Source organism: Hyphomicrobium sp. DY-1 (assembly GCF_047497105.1).
In the GTDB taxonomy this organism is placed as follows: domain Bacteria; phylum Pseudomonadota; class Alphaproteobacteria; order Rhizobiales; family Hyphomicrobiaceae; genus Hyphomicrobium_B.
This window is the reverse complement of sequence record NZ_CP134870.1, coordinates 2,971,213-2,992,555: the sequence shown is the minus strand read 5'-3', so window position 1 is coordinate 2,992,555 and position 21,343 is coordinate 2,971,213. Positions and strand designations below refer to the sequence as shown.

17 protein-coding genes and 1 tRNA gene are annotated in these 21,343 nt (G+C 59.9%); 9 read left to right on the top strand and 9 right to left on the bottom strand.

The window, feature by feature from the left end; translation table 11 throughout:
* Positions 1 to 30 precede the first annotated feature (30 nt).
* Genes RLW41_RS14410 through RLW41_RS14400 form a run of 3 tightly spaced genes read left to right on the top strand, consistent with a single transcriptional unit; the run spans position 31 to position 2,713 of the window.
* Complete coding sequence (locus RLW41_RS14410) at positions 31 to 477, top strand: DUF1036 domain-containing protein (protein ID WP_409562353.1); 447 nt, start codon at positions 31 to 33, stop codon at positions 475 to 477.
* Entirely contained in the window at positions 474 to 1,919 is a 1,446-nt protein-coding gene (gene pyk / locus RLW41_RS14405; RefSeq protein WP_409562352.1) for a pyruvate kinase, read from the top strand. Before RLW41_RS14410 ends, pyk begins: the two co-directional genes overlap by 4 nt.
* A gap of 44 nt (positions 1,920 to 1,963) precedes the next feature.
* Positions 1,964 to 2,713, top strand: a complete 750-nt coding sequence (locus tag RLW41_RS14400; protein ID WP_414461916.1) for a DUF4336 domain-containing protein — start codon at positions 1,964 to 1,966, stop codon at positions 2,711 to 2,713.
* 17 nt (positions 2,714 to 2,730) lie between these two features.
* Here RLW41_RS14400 and RLW41_RS14395 read toward each other — a convergent pair whose 3' ends face one another.
* The gene (locus tag RLW41_RS14395) at positions 2,731 to 3,453 is read right to left on the bottom strand and encodes a tetratricopeptide repeat protein (protein ID WP_414461915.1); all 723 of its coding nucleotides are present in this window, start codon (positions 3,451 to 3,453) and stop codon (positions 2,731 to 2,733) included.
* A gap of 85 nt (positions 3,454 to 3,538) precedes the next feature.
* Positions 3,539 to 3,664 carry a type B 50S ribosomal protein L36 gene (ykgO, locus tag RLW41_RS14390; RefSeq protein WP_013216601.1) on the bottom strand — a complete coding sequence of 42 codons (126 nt, stop codon included), beginning with the start codon at positions 3,662 to 3,664 and terminating at the stop codon, positions 3,539 to 3,541.
* A 521-nt stretch (positions 3,665 to 4,185) separates the two neighbouring features.
* On the opposite strand from ykgO, the gene RLW41_RS14385 reads away from it, so the two are divergent.
* A complete protein-coding gene (locus RLW41_RS14385; protein ID WP_414461914.1) occupies positions 4,186 to 4,569 on the top strand; it encodes a cupin domain-containing protein in 384 nt (127 codons plus the stop codon).
* Between the two features lie 141 nt (positions 4,570 to 4,710).
* On the opposite strand, the gene RLW41_RS14380 is transcribed toward RLW41_RS14385, so the two are convergent.
* The 3 genes from RLW41_RS14380 to cpdR all read right to left on the bottom strand — a co-directional run bounded on the left by RLW41_RS14380 (position 4,711) and on the right by cpdR (position 6,432).
* Positions 4,711 to 5,601: a class I SAM-dependent methyltransferase gene (locus RLW41_RS14380; RefSeq protein WP_409562348.1), complete on the bottom strand. Its 891-nt coding sequence runs from the start codon at positions 5,599 to 5,601 to the stop codon at positions 4,711 to 4,713.
* A 283-nt stretch (positions 5,602 to 5,884) separates the two neighbouring features.
* Positions 5,885 to 5,959 (bottom strand) — tRNA-Val (locus RLW41_RS14375).
* Positions 5,960 to 6,045: 86 nt separating this feature from the next.
* A complete protein-coding gene (gene cpdR, locus RLW41_RS14370; RefSeq protein ID WP_013946396.1) occupies positions 6,046 to 6,432 on the bottom strand; it encodes a cell cycle two-component system response regulator CpdR in 387 nt (128 codons plus the stop codon).
* A 283-nt stretch (positions 6,433 to 6,715) separates the two neighbouring features.
* Between cpdR and RLW41_RS14365 the strand changes: the two genes are divergently transcribed.
* Positions 6,716 to 7,615 carry an N-formylglutamate amidohydrolase gene (locus RLW41_RS14365; protein WP_409562347.1) on the top strand — a complete coding sequence of 300 codons (900 nt, stop codon included), beginning with the start codon at positions 6,716 to 6,718 and terminating at the stop codon, positions 7,613 to 7,615.
* A gap of 566 nt (positions 7,616 to 8,181) precedes the next feature.
* Entirely contained in the window at positions 8,182 to 8,982 is an 801-nt protein-coding gene (hisN, locus tag RLW41_RS14360; protein ID WP_414461913.1) for a histidinol-phosphatase, read from the top strand.
* Between the two features lie 2 nt (positions 8,983 to 8,984).
* Here the strand turns inward: hisN and RLW41_RS14355 are convergent, their stop codons facing one another.
* Positions 8,985 to 9,956 carry an alpha/beta fold hydrolase gene (locus RLW41_RS14355; RefSeq protein ID WP_409562345.1) on the bottom strand — a complete coding sequence of 324 codons (972 nt, stop codon included), beginning with the start codon at positions 9,954 to 9,956 and terminating at the stop codon, positions 8,985 to 8,987.
* 211 nt (positions 9,957 to 10,167) lie between these two features.
* On the opposite strand from RLW41_RS14355, the gene RLW41_RS14350 reads away from it, so the two are divergent.
* From RLW41_RS14350 to RLW41_RS14340, 3 genes are all read left to right on the top strand, one after another.
* Positions 10,168 to 10,626: an Hsp20 family protein gene (locus RLW41_RS14350; RefSeq protein ID WP_414461912.1), complete on the top strand. Its 459-nt coding sequence runs from the start codon at positions 10,168 to 10,170 to the stop codon at positions 10,624 to 10,626.
* 546 nt (positions 10,627 to 11,172) lie between these two features.
* Entirely contained in the window at positions 11,173 to 15,900 is a 4,728-nt protein-coding gene (gene gltB / locus RLW41_RS14345; protein WP_414461911.1) for a glutamate synthase large subunit, read from the top strand.
* Positions 15,901 to 15,951: 51 nt separating this feature from the next.
* Positions 15,952 to 17,391 (top strand): glutamate synthase subunit beta, encoded by a 1,440-nt coding sequence (locus RLW41_RS14340; protein ID WP_024275402.1) that lies wholly within the window; start codon positions 15,952 to 15,954, stop codon positions 17,389 to 17,391.
* 47 nt (positions 17,392 to 17,438) lie between these two features.
* On the opposite strand, the gene RLW41_RS14335 is transcribed toward RLW41_RS14340, so the two are convergent.
* From RLW41_RS14335 to galE, 3 genes are all read right to left on the bottom strand, one after another.
* A complete protein-coding gene (locus tag RLW41_RS14335) occupies positions 17,439 to 18,788 on the bottom strand; it encodes a DUF459 domain-containing protein (RefSeq protein ID WP_414461910.1) in 1,350 nt (449 codons plus the stop codon).
* A gap of 99 nt (positions 18,789 to 18,887) precedes the next feature.
* Positions 18,888 to 20,147 carry a lytic murein transglycosylase gene (locus RLW41_RS14330; protein WP_414461909.1) on the bottom strand — a complete coding sequence of 420 codons (1,260 nt, stop codon included), beginning with the start codon at positions 20,145 to 20,147 and terminating at the stop codon, positions 18,888 to 18,890.
* A gap of 83 nt (positions 20,148 to 20,230) precedes the next feature.
* On the bottom strand, positions 20,231 to 21,232 hold the full coding sequence (gene galE, locus RLW41_RS14325; protein WP_409562340.1) for a UDP-glucose 4-epimerase GalE: 1,002 nt from the start codon (positions 21,230 to 21,232) through the stop codon (positions 20,231 to 20,233).
* Positions 21,233 to 21,343 lie beyond the last annotated feature (111 nt).

Below are 21,343 nucleotides of genomic sequence, written 5' to 3'. Positions count from 1 at the left end.
CTCTCCGCTATAGGAATTGGAGCTTCTGACTTGCCATCCCGCAATTCTTCGCGCGCCATTACCCGGCACGTCATCTTTTCGTTGGCCTTATGTGTTTACACGTCGGCGGCACATGCCGACCTGAAGCTTTGCAACGCGACATCGAGCCGGGTGGGCGTCGCCATTGGTTATCAGGACACCACCGGCTGGGCGACGGAAGGCTGGTGGAATATCGCATCGCAAACCTGCGAGACGCTTCTGAAGGGAGCCTTGCCGAGCCGCTACGTTTACGTCCACGCAGTCGATTACGATCGCGGCGGCGAATGGGGCGGCAAAAACGACATGTGCACGACAGAAAAGTCCTTTGCCATCCGGGGGGTTCAGGATTGCGTGAAACGCGGATATAAGCGCACCGGATTTTTCGAAGTAGATACTGGCGAGGCGAAGGAGTGGACCATCCGCCTCACCGATCCGGGCCAAGGAAATGCAGACAAATGAGACGTAATCGGCGGGTCAAGATTGTAGCGACGCTTGGACCCGCGTCTGCCTCCCCGGAGATGGTCGAGCGCCTGTTCATGGCGGGCGTCGACGTCTTCCGTATCAACATGAGCCACTCGACCCACGACGGTTCGAAGGCGCTCTATAACACCGTGCGCGCCTGCGCCGCGCGCCATCGCCACCCCATTGGCATCCTTGCCGACTTGCAGGGTCCGAAGTTCCGCATCGGCAATTTCGACACCGGCCGCATCAACGTGCCGACCGGCGCGATCTTCAAGTTCGACCGCGACGAAACGCTCGGCACGGAAGAACGCGTTTACCTGCCGCACGAGCAGATTTTTGAAGCCATCCAGCCGGGCCACAACCTCGTCCTTGACGACGGCAAGCTGCGCATGCGCGTCATCGAAGCGTCGCCCGTGCAAATCAAGGCCGAGGTCACGACCGGCGGCATGCTCGCAAGCCGCAAGGGCATTTCGATGCCCGACACGCTGCTGCCGATCAGTCCGCTCACGGAAAAAGACAAGGCTGACCTAGCACACGCACTGAAACTCGGCGTCGATTGGGTTGCCTTGTCGTTCGTCCAGCGCGCCGAAGACGTGCACGAGGTGCGCCGTCTGATCGGCAATCGCGCCGCCATTCTCTCCAAGATCGAGAAGCCGTCCGCTGTCGCAGCACTCGAAGAGGTGATCGCGGCGTCCGACGCAATCATGGTCGCACGCGGCGATCTTGGCGTCGAAATGCCGGTCGAGAAGGTGCCCGGCATCCAGAAGAAGATCACGAGACTGTCGCGCGCCGCTGGCAAGCCCGTCATCGTCGCGACGCAGATGCTCGAAAGCATGATCTCCTCGCCGATGCCGACGCGCGCCGAAGTCTCCGACGTGGCGACTGCAGTGTTCGACGGTGCCGACGCGATCATGCTGTCGGCAGAAAGCGCCGTTGGCCAATACCCGGTCGAAGCCATCCAGATGATGGACAAAATCGCCCGCGAGGTGGAGCACGATCCGGTTTACGAGCCGATGCTCTACGCGACACAGACCGAGCCTCTGCCGACCGGTGCTGACGCTATCGCCGCCGCCGCATCCGCCATCGCCGACACGGTGAAGCTCGGCGCCATCGTCTGCTACACAGCGACCGGCTCGACCGTGCTACGCGTCACGCGCGAACGCCCCGGAATTCCGGTCATCGGTCTGACGCCGGTTGAATCGACGGCACGTCGGCTGGCTCTGGTCTGGGGCGTCCATACCATCCTGACGGGCGACCCCGAAAACCTCTCGCACATGGTGCGCAAGGCATGCCGCATCGCGTTCGAGGAAGGCTTGGTCAAAGCACGCGAGGGCATTTTAATCACCGCCGGTGTTCCGCTCGGTAGCCCCGGTGCGACGAATATGATCCGCATCGCCTTTATCGACGATTCCGGCGCACCGATCGCGGAAGAGGTGTAAGCCGCCCTTATTGCATCTCGCCGGTCTTCACCCACCTTTTGAAGATGCACGGCGATGATGCAAAACAAACCTATCCGCCGCTCAACACCCTGAAGCCGGTCGCGGAAAACGTGTGGCTCGTCGACGGTCCGCTGATCCGCTTCGGCCCCCCGCTTTTGAAAATGCAGTTCCCGACCCGGATGACGCTCATCCGGCTCAAGACCGGCGACGCGTTTATTCATTCTCCAACGCCGCTGAAGCCCGAACTCCGCGCCGAGATCGAACGCATCGCAAAGCCCCATTGGATCTTGGCGCCGAACCGCTTGCACTACTGGTGGACGCCGGACTGGAAGGCGGCCTTCCCGGCAGCCGAGGTTTACCTCGCACCACGCATCAAGGAGCAAGCCGGTAAACGGATCGACTTTCCTTCTCTGCCGTTGGATCGCGATAGCGGCTATCCGTGGGATGGAGAGATCGCGACGATCTCCGTCGCTGGCCGGTACATGACCGAATTCGACTTCTTCCATCGGCCGAGCCGCACTCTGATCCTTGCTGACCTGATCGAAAATTTCGAACCCGACAAACTTTCAATCGGAATGCGCTTGCTGACCCGCCTCGGCGGTTGCCTCGCTCCGGACGGCGGCATGCCGCGCGATCTCCGCGCAACGTTTTCGAATGAAAAAACGGAGCTTCGCAAAGCCGTCGAAACGATGATCGGCTGGAACCCGGAACGCATCATCGTGGCGCACGGCCGCTGGTACGAATCCCACGGCGCAAGCGAACTGAAACGCGCCTTCCGCTGGCTTTTGACCTAGGCGCGCAAACGAAGGCTTCAGATCCCCTGCCCTTCAACTTCCTTTTTCAACTCGTCGCGTGCCGTCTGGCCGCCCTCGATGTTGGGGTGCACTTTGAGAAGCTGGTCGTAGACTTCCAGCGCAGCTTTTTTCTCGCCCATCTGCACGAGGATCTTGGCCATGCCGTCAAGCGCCCGGAAATTATTCGGCTCAAGGGCGAGCGCCCGTCTTAGATCGCCCAGCGCCGCCGCGTAGTTGTTCATCCGGTATTCGATATAGGCGCGATGGCTCCAGGCCTCCGCATACTGCGGCTCGAGTTCGACGGCCGCATCGAGGAAAGGCAGAGCCTTCTCGTTTTGATTCTGCGCCGAGAACAGCTCACCGCGGTCGATCAGCAGATTGACGGTATCGCCGCCCTGCAGGCGCCAAAGCCGCTCGATGACGCCGCTGATCTCGCCCGCCTGACGATGGTCGCCTTCGGTCGCGAGATAGGCGTAGAGATTGTCGAGGGTCTTGGAGACCTGTTCCGGTGTCTGCGGCCACGGCAGGCCCATCAGCCCAGGCGGCCCCTTCTGACGCGCTTGAGCACCGGGAGACGGCGCCACGGGCGGCGCTTTCTTGACGGCAGGAGGCGGTTGCGGCGCCGGCGCCGGCTCGGCAGGGAACGGCTGGGTCTTCAGCAGCTCATCATCGGCGGCAGCGTTTGCCGCCCCGCCCGTGAGGATCAGAAGACCGATAAGAAGGCGCGCAGGAAAAATCATGCCCCGAAATTAATCCGGGGCATGGCGTTTGGTCAAAAAGACTCTGGTGAATTCGCCGTAACGTCGCATAGACGCCGGCAGCGCCTCAGCCCTGACGGGCCTTGAAGCGACGGTGAGTCTTGTTAATGACATAGACCCGGCCTTTACGGCGCACGACGCGATTATCGCGGTGCCGCGAGCGCAGGGACTTCAAAGAGTTTCTAACTTTCATAACGACACCGGTTAAAGCTGGTGGACAGCTGGAGGCTGAACCTCCAACCCCATCGAGACGGGGCGAAGCTGCGGGATGAAGCCTGCGTTTTAGCGATTTTTTGGCCGAGGCCAAGTGCCTTTGTGCGCTTTTCGGAGAATTTCGCCGTGGTTTTTCGGCGCCCCCTCCCCCCAAATCCTGCTGTTTCTCAACATTTCGGCTACTTTGCCTTATGAAGCCACGAAATTTACCCCCGTGGGGGATAAAAACGCTAACGCAACCGCCTTAGACCAAGGAAGGGCCGAGGACTCATCTGAGTTCGGCGGTACAGGCAATTTTCCCGGCGCTGAGCAGGCAAATCGCCGTTGTCATCCCATCTCCGCACCTATTTATGCAGTGCTTCGGCTACTCACATAAAGACGGGGTGAAAGGAAATGAGCATCAGAATTTTGGTGGCAGGATTGGCAAGCGTGGGGGTTGCAGCGCTTTCGACATATGCGTTCGCCCAGGACGACCAAATCCAGCGATTGACGACAGACAAAATGGAAAATTTCGAGCTGGGCACCATCGCATGGAAAGATGAGCCCCTGCTCCCCAAAGGCGCAAAAAGTGCGCTCGTCATAGGCAACCCCAGCAAGCCTGGCGTCTTTATGGCTTATCTTAAATTCCCGGCGAAATATGAGATTCCAGCCCACACTCATCCCTTCGCTGAAGTGATCACCGTTCTACAGGGCACGGTTTGGAACGGCATGGGAGAAAAGCTGGATCGCGAGAAGGGCAGCAAACTCGGCGTCGGCGCTAGCTTCACATTGCCCGCTGGCCACGCACACTATCTGTGGAACCAGAAAGAAACTGTCGTTCTCCTTACTGCGACCGGTCCGTGGAACATCAAATACATCAATCCTGCCGACGATCCGCGCAAATAAGGATCACGCAATCGACACACTTTGCGACAGGCCGGCCATTCACGGCGAAGCCGAAATCCTTTCCGGGGCTCGGCCGACCTGACGTTGGATTTCGAGTGTATGTTGTATCAGTTGCGCCGCCGGTCGGACGCAGGTCTCGGCTCAATTCAACGACGGCTTGTGGATAACGATAGCAGGAAACAGGCCATATCTTCCACACTGTGATGGCAGACAACGCTGCATCGATAGCAAAGTGTTAAGAAACAACCGACCACGCCAATCATTGCTGACGTATCGGCGCATGAACTCATTATCGATCAAACGATAACAGTCGTATGAGTAGGTGAAGGGCCAGTCTTGTTCTTCAAACCATTTTCGCAGTTGCGGCTCATCGGGATCACGTTCCGGAACGTGGTCGGATGCCCTATCCACTTCCGCACCTAAACCAAATTTTGACGCGAGCCTCTCAAGCCGGAATGCAAAGCCGGAGTGAAGCCATCTGTAGACGATCACCGCGACCCCGCCGGGTTTCAAAACGCGCCACAGTTCCAAGATAGCCGACCTCTGCAGATGGACGGGCAATTGATAGATGAGGTGATTGCATGTGATCGCATCGATCGAGCCGCTAACGAGAGGAAGCCTCGTTGCGTCCCCTTGGACGTAAATGCCCCTATCGCTGAGCTTTTGTTTGGCTTGCTGCAGACCGGTGATCGAGAGATCAATGCAAATACGCTTCTTGAAATTTTGCCCGTAGCTGAGAAGTTCCGGATGCGCGATCGGGCCGCTCCCGACGTCAACAATATAGTCGCCACCCTTTTCGAAATATTTGCTCAGGCGGGAAATGCAGTGACTGGTATGCTCGATTTGTACCTGTTTGGATTCGTTGAGAGCGTCTGTTTCTTTGAATTTACCATTGGCATTCTGCGCCCACCCGAATGAATCATACCAATCAATGATATTCGATGGGGTTGTCGGCTCATTCTCCTGCGGAAGAAGCACTGCGATGTCATCGAAGACGCGATAGCTCCCGGCTTCATCGTCGGTGACATACATATCGCCTCGCCGCCGAAGGGGACGGCCAGTTACAGGACACTGAAAAATATTATCCGCGTGCGCCATAGTGCCGATGCTAGTGCGGCAAAATGGTAAAAGCCTATTCGGCTAAAGGACGTATACCGACAATCTCCCTGATGCCCTGCCTAAAGCTCACGAAGTCCACTTTTTTCGGGGTAAATGCGCGGATTCTCGTCCTCGAAGCTCGAGTCGGATCAATAGGCGGGCAATGATGGGAAAGACCGCAGGCGTTCCGGAAAACCAAAGAAACCAGAGGTTTCAATGGTGGGCACTAGAGGGATCGAACCTCTGACCCCTACCATGTCAAGGTAGTGCTCTACCGCTGAGCTAAGTGCCCGGAAGAAACGAGCTTCTAGAGGGTTAGCGATACCCAGGTCAAGCCCCGGAACGCCGCAATTTGACGATTATAGTCGAAACGCCGTTTCAAGCTGCCAGCAAGCGGTCGACTTCCTTGACCAAGTCCTTGAGATGGAAGGGCTTGGAAAGAACACGTGCGTCTTTTGGCGGCTGGTTTTCACTATTGAGCACGACCGCCGCAAACCCGGTGATGAACATGATCTTGAGATCGGGATCGATTTCGCTGGCGCGCCGCGCCAGTTCGATGCCGTCCATCTTGGGCATGACGATATCCGTCAGCAGCAGCGTGAACGGCTCGGATTTCAGCCGGTCGTAGGCGTCTTCGCCGTTTTCGAAAGCGACGACATCGTAGTTCGCTTTCTCCAGCGCCTTGACGAGAAAGCCGCGCATGGAGTCGTCATCCTCGGCGAGCAAGATGCGACGGATCGGCAGGCTAGATGGCTTAGCGGTCATGGCTACTCTGAATGTGCGAAAACCCCGGACGAGCAATACCCCATATCTCGTCGTACGCAAACTTGGCCCAACTTAGGTAAACGGAGCATGAAACTGTGGAAAGGATCGCTCGACTTCGTGGCGAAATGCTTATTTACCTGGAAACGGCATTGTCGCGCGTAAGCTATGTGCAATCCGCATCACGCTAAAAGTCTTGCATGGACTTCGCGCCGCACCGTTGGCAATGTAGGCCGCTCTGAACAAACATTCTCAAGCCGGGATCTGAACGAGACAACGCCGCACCATGCCCGACGATAGATCCCACGACGTGCCCAGCGCATTTTTCCCGTCCTACGATGTCCTGTCGCCGCGGACACAGGGCGTGCCTTTCGTATTCTCGTCACCGCATTCCGGCCGCCTCTATCCGCCCGAATTTCTAGCCATTTCCAGGCTTGACCCAAAAACGCTGCGCCGTTCTGAAGATTGCTTTGTCGACAAGCTGTTCCGCCCCGTAGCGAGCCTTGGCGCGCCGCTCATCAGCGCGCGTTTTCCCCGCGCCTATCTCGATCTCAACCGCGAGCCCTATGAACTTGACCCGGAACTGGTGCTCGAACCGCTGCCCGCCCACGCCAACACGCAGTCGATTCGCGTCGCCGGAGGGCTCGGCACTGTCGCCCGCATCGTTGCCGACGGCGAGGAGATCTATCCCTCGCGGCTGCGCCTCGAAAACGTGCTGGCGCGCATCGAGCAGCTTTATTTTCCATTCCACGCGGAGCTTTCCCGTCTCGTCACGCAGACACGGGAAAACTTCGGCTATGCCGTCCTAATCGATTGTCATTCGATGCCATCGACGGCGATGGCGCCTGGCGGCGCCCAGCGCCCCGACATCGTCATCGGCGATCGCTTCGGCGCATCCGCCGATCCGCGCCTTACCCTTCTTATCCGCGACGAATTCCAGCGGCGTGGTTTCAAAGTACAGTTGAACCGTCCATACGCCGGCGGCTACATCACCGAGCACCACGGCCGTCCCGGACGAGGCACCCATGCCATCCAGCTCGAAATCAACCGCGGGCTCTATATCAATGAACTGACGTTCCAGGAAAACTCAGGCTATCAGCGCCTGTCGGACGTTCTGATTGATATCGTATCGACGATGTTCCGCGAGGTGCCGGGCATTCTCGACTACCGCGCCGCCGCCGAATAAATGGCGCGCTCCGAGGCACCGGATTCACCATAGAAAAAGGGCCGTCCGAATTCCACGAACGGCCCAAGTCTAGGGAGGAAACGCCCAAGGAGGGCTGCGAAGCGCGAGCGGAGCTCACATATCGCACTGCAAAAATTAAAGGTGCAGCGCATCACCAGCAAATGCGTTTTCCGCAAATCTGGTTATCAAAAAGTGCAGGGCTAAAATTCAGGCATTTCAAGCGCCTAAGTTTGGCGCAACCACTGCGGGCAAAAAAATCCCCAATAAAGAAAGGCCGTCCGAAGCCGAACGGCCCAAGTCTAGGGAGGAAACGCCCAAATTGGGCAGCGAAAGCGGTGAAGCGTGTCATCGCACTCGCAGTCATCACGATGAGCCGGTTCGTGGCGCATCGCAATCTAAACGCGTATTGCACTAGCACATTAAAAGGTGGCTGTATCCAGCTCGCCACAACTTACGTTACTAATATGTATCTAGTTCAACCTTGCTCTATAACGGCATAGCGACTGGCGCTATCAGGAGCGTCTGTCAAACAATTGAAATCTCAGGGTGACCGCGTGGCGGAACGTGTGCCGGCGACCGAATTTCAGGCCATTGTCCGCGTCGCGCAGGATCTGGCCGATATTTCCGGCTCCGTTATCCTCAAGCATTTTCGTAAACCAATGCCTGTGGAAAACAAGGCGGCCGGCGGGGCTTTCGATCCCGTGACGAAGGCGGACCGAGGCGCCGAGAAAGCGATCGTCCAGGCGCTCACAACCCGCTTCCCCGATCATGGCATCGTCGGCGAGGAATTCGGCACGCGCCCCGGCACCAGCTCCTATAAGTGGGTCATCGACCCAATCGACGGCACCCGCGCCTTTATCATGGGCTCGCCGCTTTGGGGCACGCTGATCGGGGTGATGAAGGACGACCAGCCAATCTTTGGCCTAGTCGACCAGCCATTTACCGGCGAGCGCTTCTGGTCGGGCGACAAGGCGGCCTACCACAGTCTGCGCGGCGGCCGTCCGGCCCGTATCAAGACGCGCGAATGCACCAAGATCGAAGATGCGATTCTGACCTCGACGCACCCCGACCTGTTTGAGACCCCTGAGCAGTCGGCAGCGCTCGCGGCCCTCAAATCGAAAGCCCGCCTCACCCGTTACGGCGGCGACTGCTACGGCTATTGCCTGCTCGCATCCGGCTTTGTCGACGTCATCATCGAATCGGGCCTGAAGCCTTACGACATCGTCGCCATCATCCCGATCATCGAGCGCGCCGGCGGGGTGATCACCACATGGACCGGCGGCGACCCATCGTCCGGTGGTGACATCATCGCGACCGGCGATCCGCGCCTGCACGAAGACGTGCTGGCCCTGCTCAACAAGCTTTAGTTTTATAGGCGACCTTCCGACGGCAACGTTTCGACGCCCATGTAGGCATCGAAAGCGGCCCAGAACCGCTGCCGGATGGCGTCCGTCTCTTGCAGAATCTCATGCCGCGAACCCGGCATCAGAACGTGGCCGCCGGATTTAAGATCGACGGCAAAATCTTCGATCGCCTGCGTCGAAACGACGTGATCGGCGCCCGCCGCAAAGAGCATCATCGGCACGCACACGTATTTCGGATAATCGGGTCGCGAAAGCATGGCGCAGCTTCTCAGCGCCGCCCGGAGCCAGCCGACCGTCGGCGACCCGAGCGCCAAGTCAGGCGCAGCCTCAATGATCGATTTCACCCGCGACCACCGCACGTAATCGCTCGTCAGCCTGTTATTCTCGAACGCCATGAGATCGTTCGGCTGGTCGGTGCCGCCGCGAACGTAGGCGGTCGCCAGCCCCAGCATCGACGCCGTCGAAGCATAAGCCTTCGCCAGCGGCCGGCTCGCCCCGAGCATGCGCTCGTGGATGTCGATCATCGGCGACAGAAGAATCATGCGCGAGAACGGGCTCGCTTCGTCCTGCGCCCCGCGCAGCAGAATGTTGCCTCCGAGCGAATGACCGAGTCCGACGAACGGCTCCGGCAGGTTCGGCCGTACGATCTCATCGATGAATATCGCCAGATCGCGGTCGTATTCGGTGAAGGCGACAACGTGCCCCTTATGCCGGTTCGACAAGACACGCTCGGACCCACCCTGCCCGCGCAAATCGAAGATTGCCACGGCGAAGCCGCGCCGCCTGAGATCGGCAACGACCTCGAAATACTTCTCGATGAACTCGCCGCGCCCCTGCACGATGATAACGGTGCCGCGCACCGGCCCGCGCGTGGCCTCCCAAAGCGCCGCGCGCAGCTTGCGGCGGTCGTAGCCGTCGAAAGCCAATACCTCGGCACCGCTCGGAACGGGATTGATCGAAAGCGAAACCAGTTTCATCTGCCGCTCTTCATGCTCATGCGCGCAAGGCGAAAATATTGAGGAAGAAACGCGAACCAACGCGATTAACACATGATCTTGGCAGGCAGCCTCTTGAAGCGAATATTCGGCTTCCTACCTCTTTAGTGTGGTTGCCGCAAAGCGGGACCGCACTGGAAAAACCGAGCCAATTGGCCCGTTTTTACATGTCGCTTCTCATGGAGGATATGTCATGCGACACGCTGAATTTGCCCCCTTTTACCGTTCTGCTATCGGCTTCGACCGCCTGTTCCAGGCGCTCGATCGCTCAGTGAGCTTCGATAGCGAATCCACCTACCCGCCTTATAACATCGAACGGACCGGCGAGAACGCCTACCGGATCACGCTCGCTGTTGCTGGCTTCTCCCAGGACGAGCTGAAGATCGAGGTCAAAGAGCAGACCCTCACGATCGCCGGCGAGAAGGCCGCGGACGCCGAAGGCAAAACCTACCTTCACCGCGGCATTGCTGCCCGCGCGTTCGAGCGCCGCTTCCAGCTTGCCGACCACGTCGATGTGACGGGCGCCAAATTCGAGAACGGCCTCCTGCATGTTGATCTCGTCCGCAACGTCCCGGAGAGCAAGAAGCCCCGGACGATCGCGATCGGCACGAGTGAACCCGTCCAGCAGCTCGAAGCCAAAGCAGCTGCGTAACCTCACGTCTCTCGTGTAGCCTGGAACGGCAGCCTTGCTTCGGCGGGGTTGCCGTTTTTTTTGCCTGCCTTCGGGCCTGCGCTGACCATAGGAAATTTTGTTGCCCGGTACTCGCTCGGAGCTTGCCGAAAAAGATCATTGCCACGGCTGCGTGTTACCGCTTGTGCCGCAGTGTCAAATCTGTAGAATTTGCTAGATAGGTCAACATTGCTGTCCTTTGTGCGCCGGTGGGTGGGCGTCTGAGAACAGCTCGGACGTTTGCATCGGCCGTAGCGTCGCTTTACGGCTTCCGAGTGGCGGCGTGGGAGAAATAGAAGTGCTCGAATACAGGATATGCGGTTTGCAGGGCCGTGCGATCGGCGGCGGGCTCCATTCCATTAACCACCACGTGTTATCGCGCCCTGACCGAAAACGGCGGCGCTTGGCGTAATATTCTTCGACCGACGAGATTGCGCAAAAGTCGAACAAACAAAGCGGCCCGCACCCGGGCACGCTTCCGAATAACGAAGTTCTGAATTTGGGCCAACGGGCCATACGAGGCGAGAAATGAGCGAAGGATATCTGTCTCCGCTGGAAGACGAAATCGGCACGGGAAGCCGTCCGGCGGCAGCAGGCCTTTTTGATCCGGCTCTTGAGCGCGACGCATGCGGCGTCGGCTTCATTGCGAACCTCAAGGGTCGCAAATCACACAGCATCGTCGAAGGCGCCTTGAAGATACTCGAAAACCTCGAGCATCGCGGCGCGGTCGGTGCCGACCCGCTTTCCGGCGACGGCGCCGGCATCATGATTCAGATCCCGCATGACTTTCTGGCCGCCGAAACGAAGGCGCTCGGCTTCGATCTTCCAGCACCGGGCGAATACGCTGTCGGCCACATCTTTATGCCGCACGACGAACGCCTGCGCGCGCATTGCGAGCGCGTCTGGGCGCGCTGCCTCAAGGAAGAAGGCCTTGAGCTGATCGGCTGGCGCACAGTGCCGGTTGAAAACGGTTGCTTGTCGGACATGGTGCGCGATGTCGAGCCGGTGCATCGCCACGTCTTCATCCGCCGACCGTCAAGCATGACCGATCAGGAAGAGTTTGAGCGTCACCTTTATATGGTCCGCAAGGTCGTCTCGAATGCGATCCACGACGCCTATAAGGGCCGCGACATCGGCCACTACACCGTGTCGCTGTCGACGCGCACGCTCGTCTACAAGGGCATGTTCCTGTCCTTCCAGGTGAAGGCCTATTACTCGGACCTGTCCGACCCTCGCCTCGTGTCGGCGCTCGCCCTCGTGCACCAACGCTTCTCGACGAACACGTTCCCATCGTGGAAGCTCGCGCACCCCTATCGCATGGTTGCGCACAACGGTGAGATCAACACCCTGCGCGGTAACGTCAACTGGATGGCCGCACGCCAGGCGTCGGTGTCGTCGCCCCTGTTCGGCGACAAGATCTCGAAGCTCTGGCCGATCTCGTATGAAGGCCAGTCCGACACCGCCTGCTTCGACAACGCGCTCGAATTCCTCGTCATGGGCGGCTACAGCCTCTCGCACGCGGCGATGATGCTGATCCCCGAAGCGTGGGCCGGAAATCCGACGATGGATACCAACCGCCGCGCCTTCTACGAATATCATGCCTGCTTGATGGAGCCGTGGGACGGCCCCGCAGCCATGGCCTTCACCGACGGCCGCCAGATCGGCGCGACGCTCGACCGCAACGGTCTGCGTCCGGCCCGCTACCTCGTGACCAAAGACGACACCGTCATCATGTCGTCTGAGTCCGGCGTGCTGCCGGTCGAAGAAGAAAATATCGTCAAGAAGTGGCGCCTGCAGCCGGGCAAGATGCTGCTTATCGACCTCGAAAAGGGTTGCATCATTTCGGACGAAGAGCTGAAGGCTGAGATCGCCGCCAGCCACCCATATGAGACGTGGCTGAAGCGCACGCAGATCAAGGTTTCCGACCTACCGCTGCCGTCGAAGAGCGCCGCGGGCGCCAAGTCGAACGTCGCCCTGCTCGATCTGCAGCAGTCGTTCGGCTACACCCAGGAAAGCATCAAGTTTCTGCTGACGCCGATGGCGGAAAAGGGCGAAGAAGCCACCGGCTCCATGGGCACCGACACGCCGATCTCGGCGCTGTCGTCAAAGTCGAAGCTGCTTCACACGTACTTCAAGCAGAATTTCGCCCAGGTTACAAACCCGCCGATCGACTCGATCCGCGAAGAGCTTGTGATGAGCCTCGTCTCGTTCATCGGCCCGCGCCCGAACATCCTCGATCTGCAAGGCACCTCGAAGCAGAAGCGCCTCGAAGTCGACCAGCCGATCCTGACCAACGAAGACTTGGAGCGCATCCGCGGCATCGGCGCGGTGAAGGACAACGACTTCGAGTCGATCACCATCGACATAACCTACCCCGCCGATAAGGGCGAAGGCGGCATGGGCCCGGCGCTCGACGGCATCTGCGCCGAAGCGGAAGAATATGTCCGCGCCAAGGAATTCAACATCATCATCCTGTCCGACCGCCGCGCCGGACCGGACCGCATTGCCATTCCCTCGCTGCTCGCGACGTCGGCGGTGCACCACCACCTGATCAAGCAGGGCCTGCGCACCTCTGTCGGCCTCGTCGTTGAGACCGGCGAAGCCCACGAGATCAACCAGTTCTGCACCCTTGCGGGCTATGGCGCCGAAGCCATCAATCCGTATCTCGCATTCGAAACGCTCTACACCATGATCCCGGAACTCCCCGAGGGGACGACGCCGGAAATGGTCAAGAAGCGCTTCATCAAGGCCATCGGCAAAGCCATCATGAAGGTGATGGCGAAGATGGGCATCTCGACCTACCAGTCCTATTGCGGCGCTCAGATCTTTGATGCCGTCGGCCTGCGGTCGAGCTTCGTCGAACGCTATTTCACCGGCACGCACACCCAGGTCGAAGGCGTCGGCCTGCGCGAGATCGCGCGCGAAACGGTTGAGCGCCACAAGTCGGCCTTCGGCGATATCCCGGTCCTCGCCAACGCGCTCGATGTCGGTGGCGAATACGCTTACCGCGTCCGCGGCGAAGCCCACATGTGGCGTCCGGGAACGGTCGCCGACCTGCAGCATGCCGTCCGCGCAACCGATAACAAGGAAGCGATGAGCGGCCGCATTCCGCAGAAGTTCCGCGACTTCTCGAAGGCGATCAACGACCAGTCCGAACAGCTCATGACGCTGCGCGGCATGTTCCGCCTGCGCTCGGCGGAAAGCTTCGGCCGCAAGCCCATTCCGCTGGAGGACGTCGAACCAGCCGCCGCCATCGTCAAGCGCTTCTCGACCGGCGCGATGAGCTACGGCTCGATCAGCCGCGAAGCCCACACCACGCTCGCCATCGCGATGAACCGCATCGGCGGCCGCTCGAACACCGGCGAAGGCGGCGAAGAATCCGACCGCTTCAAGCCGATGCCGAACGGAGACTCGATGCGTTCGGCGATCAAGCAGGTCGCCTCGGGCCGCTTTGGCGTGACGACGGAATACCTCGTCAACTCCGACATGATGCAGATCAAGATGGCCCAGGGTGCGAAGCCCGGCGAAGGCGGTCAGCTGCCCGGCCACAAGATCGACGCGACGATCGCGAAGGTCCGTCACTCGACGCCGGGCGTCACGCTCGTCTCGCCGCCGCCGCACCATGACATCTATTCGATCGAAGACTTGGCGCAGCTCATCTACGACCTGAAGAACGTCAACCCGAAGGCTGACGTCTCGGTGAAGCTCGTCTCCGAGGTTGGCGTCGGCACTGTCGCTGCGGGCGTCGCCAAGGCGCGCGCCGACCACGTGACGATCTCGGGCTTCGAAGGCGGCACCGGCGCATCGCCCCTGACGTCGATAAAGCACGCGGGCAGCCCGTGGGAAATCGGTCTCGCCGAAACGCATCAGACGCTCGTCGCTAATCTGCTGCGCGGCCGTATCGCCGTGCAAGTTGATGGTGGTGTCCGCACCGGCCGCGACGTCGTCATCGGTGCGCTGCTTGGCGCCGACGAGTTCGGCTTCGCGACCGCCCCGCTCATTGCGGCGGGCTGCATCATGATGCGCAAGTGCCACCTGAACACCTGCCCGGTCGGTGTCGCCACGCAAGATCCGGTTCTGCGCGCAAAATTCTCCGGCAAGCCTGAGCACGTCATCAACTACTTCTTCTTCGTCGCTGAAGAAGTCCGCGAGATCATGGCTCAACTCGGCTTCCGCACCTTCAACGAGATGATCGGTCAAAGCGATCAACTCGATAAGGATCGCGCCATCGAGCACTGGAAGGCGCGCGGCCTCGACTTCACCAAGCTGTTCCATAAGCCGCACGCCCCGGCTGGCGTCGCGATTTATAACAGCGAGCGCCAGGACCACGGCCTCGAAAAAGTTCTCGACGTCAAGCTGATCGAGCTGGCGAAGCCTGCTCTCGAAGGCAAGAAGCCGGTAAAGGCGGAAGTCGACATCAAGAACGTCAACCGCTCCGCGGGCGCGATGCTCTCGGGCGAGGTTGCGAAGCGCTACGGCCATACCGGACTGCCGGAAGATACTATCTGGATCTCTTTCAAGGGGACCGCGGGCCAGGCATTCGGCGCGTGGGTCGCGCACGGCGTCACGCTCGATCTCATCGGCGAAGGCAACGACTATGTCGGCAAGGGATTGTCGGGCGGCAAGCTGATCGTCCGCCCCGATCCCAAGTCGAGTATCGTTCCGGAAGAAAGCATCATCGTCGGCAACACGGTGCTCTACGGCGCCATCACCGGCGAATGCTATTTCCGCGGCGTGGCCGGTGAGCGCTTCGCCGTCCGTAACTCGGGAGCCTACGCTGTCGTTGAAGGCACGGGCGACCACGGCTGCGAATACATGACCGGCGGCGTTGTCGTCGTGCTCGGTCAAACCGGCCGCAACTTCGCGGCCGGCATGTCGGGCGGCATCGCCTATGTCCTCGATGAGGACGGCAATTTCGAAAGTCGTCTCAACAAGGACATGGTGCAGCTCGAAGCCATCACAGCCGATCCGGGTTCGCTGCAGAAACTCGCCCAGCAGGGCGGCGATGTCGCGATTGCGGTCCACAACGTCATGGTCGACATGCGCGAGCAGGACGCCGAGCGTCTGCACACGCTCATTTCGCGGCACGCGCATTACACGAATTCGCGCCGCGCTCAGGACATCCTGAAGAACTTCCAGGCCTACCTGCCGAAGTTCAAGAAGGTGATGCCGGTGGAATACCGCCGCGCGCTGACCGAGCTCGCCAAAGCCCGCGAAACCAATCGCGAAGCTGAGCTCGAAGCAGCCAAGCAATAACGATCACACCGGCACATCGCGGATAGACAAGACGAAAGAAGAAACACGAGAATGGGCAAGCCGACTGGTTTTCTGGAAATCGAGCGCGCCGACCGTAAGTATCGCCCGGTCGAAGAGCGCCTGAAGCACTATAAGGAATTCGTCGTTCCGCTGTCGGAGCCTGAAATAAAAAAGCAGGCTGCGCGGTGCATGGATTGCGGCATTCCCTATTGCCACAACGGCTGCCCGGTCAACAATCAGATCCCCGACTGGAACGACCTCGCCTATCGCGGCGACTGGAAGGAAGCCGCCGACAACCTGCACTCGACGAACAACTTCCCGGAAGTAACTGGCCGCATCTGCCCGGCGCCGTGCGAAGCGTCATGCACGTTGAACATTGACGACACTCCGGTCACGATCAAAACCATCGAATGCTCGATCGCGGATCGCGCGTGGGAAGAAGGCTGGGTGCAGCCGCTGCCGCCCGAGAAGAAGACGGGCAAGAAGGTTGCGGTCATCGGCTCCGGCCCCGCAGGCCTCGCCGCCGCGCAACAGCTCGCGCGTGCTGGCCATGAGGTCCATGTCTACGAGAAGAACGCTCGTCCCGGCGGCTTGCTCGTTTACGGCATTCCCGACTTCAAGATGGAGAAGGGTGTCATCGCCCGCCGCGTCAAGCAGATGGAAGCCGAAGGCGTGACTTTCCATTGCGGCATCCATGTCGGCCAGGATCTTTCGGCGAAGTATCTGGAATCGAAGCACGACGCCGTGCTGATCGCCATCGGCTCCGAGCAGCCGTTTGACTTCTTCGCCAAGTCGCCGGGCCGCAATCTCGACGGCCTACACTACGCGATGGATTTTCTGCCGCAGCAGAACCGTCGCAACGCCGGTGAACCGCAGAAGCCGAAAACGAAAGAGATTTCGGCGGCGGGGAAGCACGTCATCGTGATTGGCGGCGGCGATACGGGTTCCGACTGCATCGGCACCTCGTTCCGCCAAGGCGCGCTGAGCGTGACGCAGCTCGAAATCATGCCGATGCCGCCGGAGAAGGAAAACAAGGCACTCTCCTGGCCGCACTGGCCGCTGAAGCTGCGCATCTCGACGTCCCAAGCCGAAGGCGCCAAGACCGAATATTCGATCTCGACCACGGGCTTCACCGGCGAAGACGGCAAGGTGAAGAAGCTGAACTACACGCGCGTCAATGCCAACTTGCAGCCGATCAAGGGCACCGAGGGTGCGCTCGACGCTGATCTCGTGCTGTTCGCGATGGGCTTCTCGGGTCCCGTCGAATCCGACATCGTCAAGGAATTCGGACTTCCCGTTGTGCCACGCGGCCGCTTCAAGGGGCTCGACGCGACGGACCGCGACTACAAGCTCAGCACTTCGCCGAAACTGTTCTGCGCCGGTGACATCCGTCGCGGGCAGTCGCTCGTTGTCTGGGCGATCCGCGAAGGCCGCCAGGCTGCGCACGCGATCGACAAGTTCCTGATGGGCTCGACCGTCCTGCCGCGCTGACGCGAGATAAACAGCGCGTCAGCCTCCTCCACCAACGAAAACAAGCGTTACCCGCGCGGCTGCTGCATCGCGGGTTTCGCCTCGCTGGTCGTATCGGGTTTTGGCGGCCACGTCAGATCGTCGGCGCGCCCCGGCTTCGGCTGCAGCCGTTCGCCTTTCACGAGGAGCCGGAAGTAGGGCGCTTGCGTCGGCGACAACCGCCCACGATCCCGATTGCCGGACGGCGAGATCGAACTCATCAGCGTCAGCCCGCCCGCGATTTGATCGACCAGCAAATCTCCTCGCTGGCCAGACGCCTCGCGCCGCGCCATCAAGGCCACGACCGACGCTGGGATCGCCGGACGAACAATCGGGATTGTCTGCGTCTCGGCGCGGCCATTACCGCTGACGATCTTCAAAATGATTTTGCCGTCGTCCTCTTTCTGATCGCCCGAGGCGTCTGCAGTCGCGGACGCTGGAGTGCCGGTCACGCCATGCGCGCGAACAATCGGCGTCTTCGCACTCGCGTCATTGTTGGCAGCTACGGGCGACGACGGCGCCGGTGTTTTCACGGCATTGCCTGGATTGATCTTCGCCTGCTCCGCATCCGACCCGAGCAGCGGAATGTTTCGGTTCTGCTTCGCCTGAATGAGATCCGGCCGCAGCTCCTTCTCGACGAAATGCGCCAGCTTGCGATTGCCTGCGACGGTGAAGTTCACGCCGTCCCGGAGACGAAGCAATCGGATTGCGCCCTCGAGATCCGGGCCATATGCAGAATATCCGCCGTTATCGTCGGTGAACCCTTGATATGCGTCGATGTACTTAAAGCCATTGAGATAAGCCCGTTCGCGGATCACATCGTTGATGCGCTGTGCAAGATCATTGGCGTCCGAGCGCGCGAAATTGGGCAGTCCGACCCAATAGACAGCCGCGCTGCGCGTCTTGAAAACGCGCATAAGCCGGTCGATCCGCCGCGTATATTCAATGAGCCAAGCTTCGCTGCCGATCGGCAGGCGCTTGCCGTCGTCAGTCCGGATCGAAATGCGATCGTCCTGTCCGGTCATGACGATGGCGATGTTGAACGGCTGGCCCGCCACCGCTTTTTCCAGCGCCGCGACTTTGGCGTCGAAGTTGCGCGACGCGATAGCGGCGAGCGGCGTCACCTGCTTCTGGATGTTTAAACGCACATCGGAATTGAACGCCACTTGCAGGCCGCTCAATAGCCCAGGCGCAAAATCGTCACCGAAAACGCTCACCTGATAGACGTCGTTGTCCGGAAAGGGCGTGAGAAACGTTCCGACCTGATCATCGTCGGCAGCCCAAGCATTGGTCGTCCAAGCCAATGGCGCAAGCAAAACCGCAACCACGACGGCAATGGCCGCGCCCAGAAAGCGGAAATGCCGAAGCAAGGACTTCATGCCGTGTTATGTGCCTTTCGTGGGTTTCGATGCCGACGAATCCGGCGATCAGCATACAGCGTCGCGACCTCCGCTCCAACGCCCGCCGCACCCTTTCCGTCAGCGCTTGGCAGCCTGGGACTCCGCATGCGCCAGCACCCGTTCCGACGGCCAGCAATCGATGGAGAGGCCGTTAGCCTTCTCGTAGAGGCCGATCTGCTTGCGCGTGTTGGACCCGATCTTGCCGTCGATCTTGTCCATCGGATAGCCGAGTTGCTGCAGCCGCGCCTGAATGCCGGCCACGGTATGGGTCCTCGGCTGCGCGAACGACGCCCACGGCGTGACGAAATCGCCGCCGCCACGTATGCGGTCGCCGAGGTTGCCAACAAACAGCGCATAGAGGTCGGACGTGTTGTAGAGCCGAATGACGCGGAAGTTCTGCGCCGCCAGAAATGCAGGACCGTAGGCGCCCGCCGGCATCATCAGATAGGCGTCTGAAGCCAGTTCCGTCTTCGTGAACGGCCGCCCGCTGGCTTTCTTGAAGCCCATCTTCACCCAATCGGCAATCGGGCGCGTATCGGGCGGGCCTTCCAGCGAGCAATCGGCATGCTGAGGCGCGATGACCTCGTACCCCCAGCGCGCGCCAGGGACCCAGCCCTTGCCTTTGAGCTGCATTGCCGTGAACGCCAGCGCATCCGCAACGGAGCGCCAGATATCGATCTTGCCGTCGCCATCGCCGTCGATTGCAAATTTGAGATATTCGGTCGGCATCGCCTGCGTCAGCCCGACGGCGCCGGCCCACGACGACTTCATGTCTGAACGCGGAATCCCCTTCTGCAGCATGACGAGCGCCGCGATCAGCTCATCGTGAAAGCGTTCCTTGCGCTTGCCGACATAGGCGAGCGTCGCCAGCATCTGGATGGCATCCTTCGACGGATGATAACTGCCATAAGCCGTTTCACGTCCCCAGATCGCAACGAGCGTATAGCGGTCAACGCCCGTCAGCTTTTCGATCCGCTCGAGCGCCGCCCGATGCTCGGCGAGAAACTTTTTTCCCTGAACACCGAGCTTCTCAAGATAGGGCTTCGACAAATAATCGGCCGCCGTCTTGGTGAACTCGGCCTGTCCAGCGTTGTCGATCTTCGGCCGCCCCGGAATGTCGAGATCTGGAATGCTGTAATCCGGCTTCACGCCCGCAAACGCCGTATCGAACGTTTTGCGGCTAACGCCTGCCGCCTTCGCCTGCGGCCATAGGCTCGCGATGAAACTTGAAAAATCCTGAGTTGGCTTGGCACTGGCGGCGACCGATGTCAGCGCCAGCAGCGCCGATGTGAGCACAGCCGCGGCGCTCGCCCTAAAATACGTGTTCTTCAAGAGCATTGCAGCGCTGCCTTCTTTTAACGTGGCGGCTCGACACGCGCCGCTCTTATGCGCGTGCCCGATGTTAAGGGCATTTTTGCGGCTCAGCTCGCCAGTGCGCCAGCCTTCAGCTCATCGACGCGGCGTTCCCAATTCAGCGCCTGCGCCACGATTTGTTCAAGGTTGTCGTGCTGCGGCTGCCAACCGAGCTGATCGCGGATTTTGGCCGAAGCCGCAACGATCGCCGCCGGATCGCCCGCGCGCCGGGGCGACAGTAAAACTTTGAAATCGACGCCCGATACGCGCTTCACCGCGGCGATAACTTCAATGACGGAATACCCCTTCGAATAACCGCAATTGAAGATGTCCGACGCCCCGCCCCGGCGCAAATGCTCAAGCGCCACCGAATGCGCATTCGCCAAATCACTCACATGGATGTAATCGCGAATGCACGTGCCGTCGGGCGTCGGATAATCGATGCCGAAAATCTCCATATGCGGACGCTTCCCAAGCGCCGTCTCGCACGCGACCTTGATCAGATGCGTGGCGCGCGGCGTCGATTGCCCCGACCGGCCCTTCGGATCGGCTCCGGCGACATTGAAATAACGCAAGGCGATAAACTGGAAATCGTAGGCGCGCGAAGAATCCGACAGCATGATTTCGGTCATCAGCTTCGAGGAGCCATAAGGCGACATCGGGGCCGGTGGCGCTGTCTCCGAGACGGGATTATCCTCCGGATTGCCGTATACGGCGGCGGTGGAAGAAAAAATGAAATGCTTCACGCCGGATTCGACGGCAGCCGCAATCAGCCCCCGTGATTTCACCGTATTGTTGAGATAGTAGCCGAGCGGATCAGCAACCGAATCCGGAACAACGACAGATCCCGCGAAATGAATAATAGCATTTACGTTATGCGAACGGATCGTTTCCCTGACGAGATCGTTATCTGCAATATCTCCGACCACCAGCGCCGCCCGGCGATCGACAGCCCAACGAAATCCCGTGGACAGATTATCGATGACGACAACATCTTCGCCCGCGTCCAGAAGCTCCAGAACCATGTGGCTGCCGATGTAGCCGGCGCCCCCCGTGACGAGCACGCTCATAGTTGCAATGAACTCCTGATGTCTATACCCACAACAACTGTCGATTCCGCTCGAAGACCGGCTCAGACCTAATGGAGGCCGGTGCTTTGTGCAAATAACTCATTCACATTT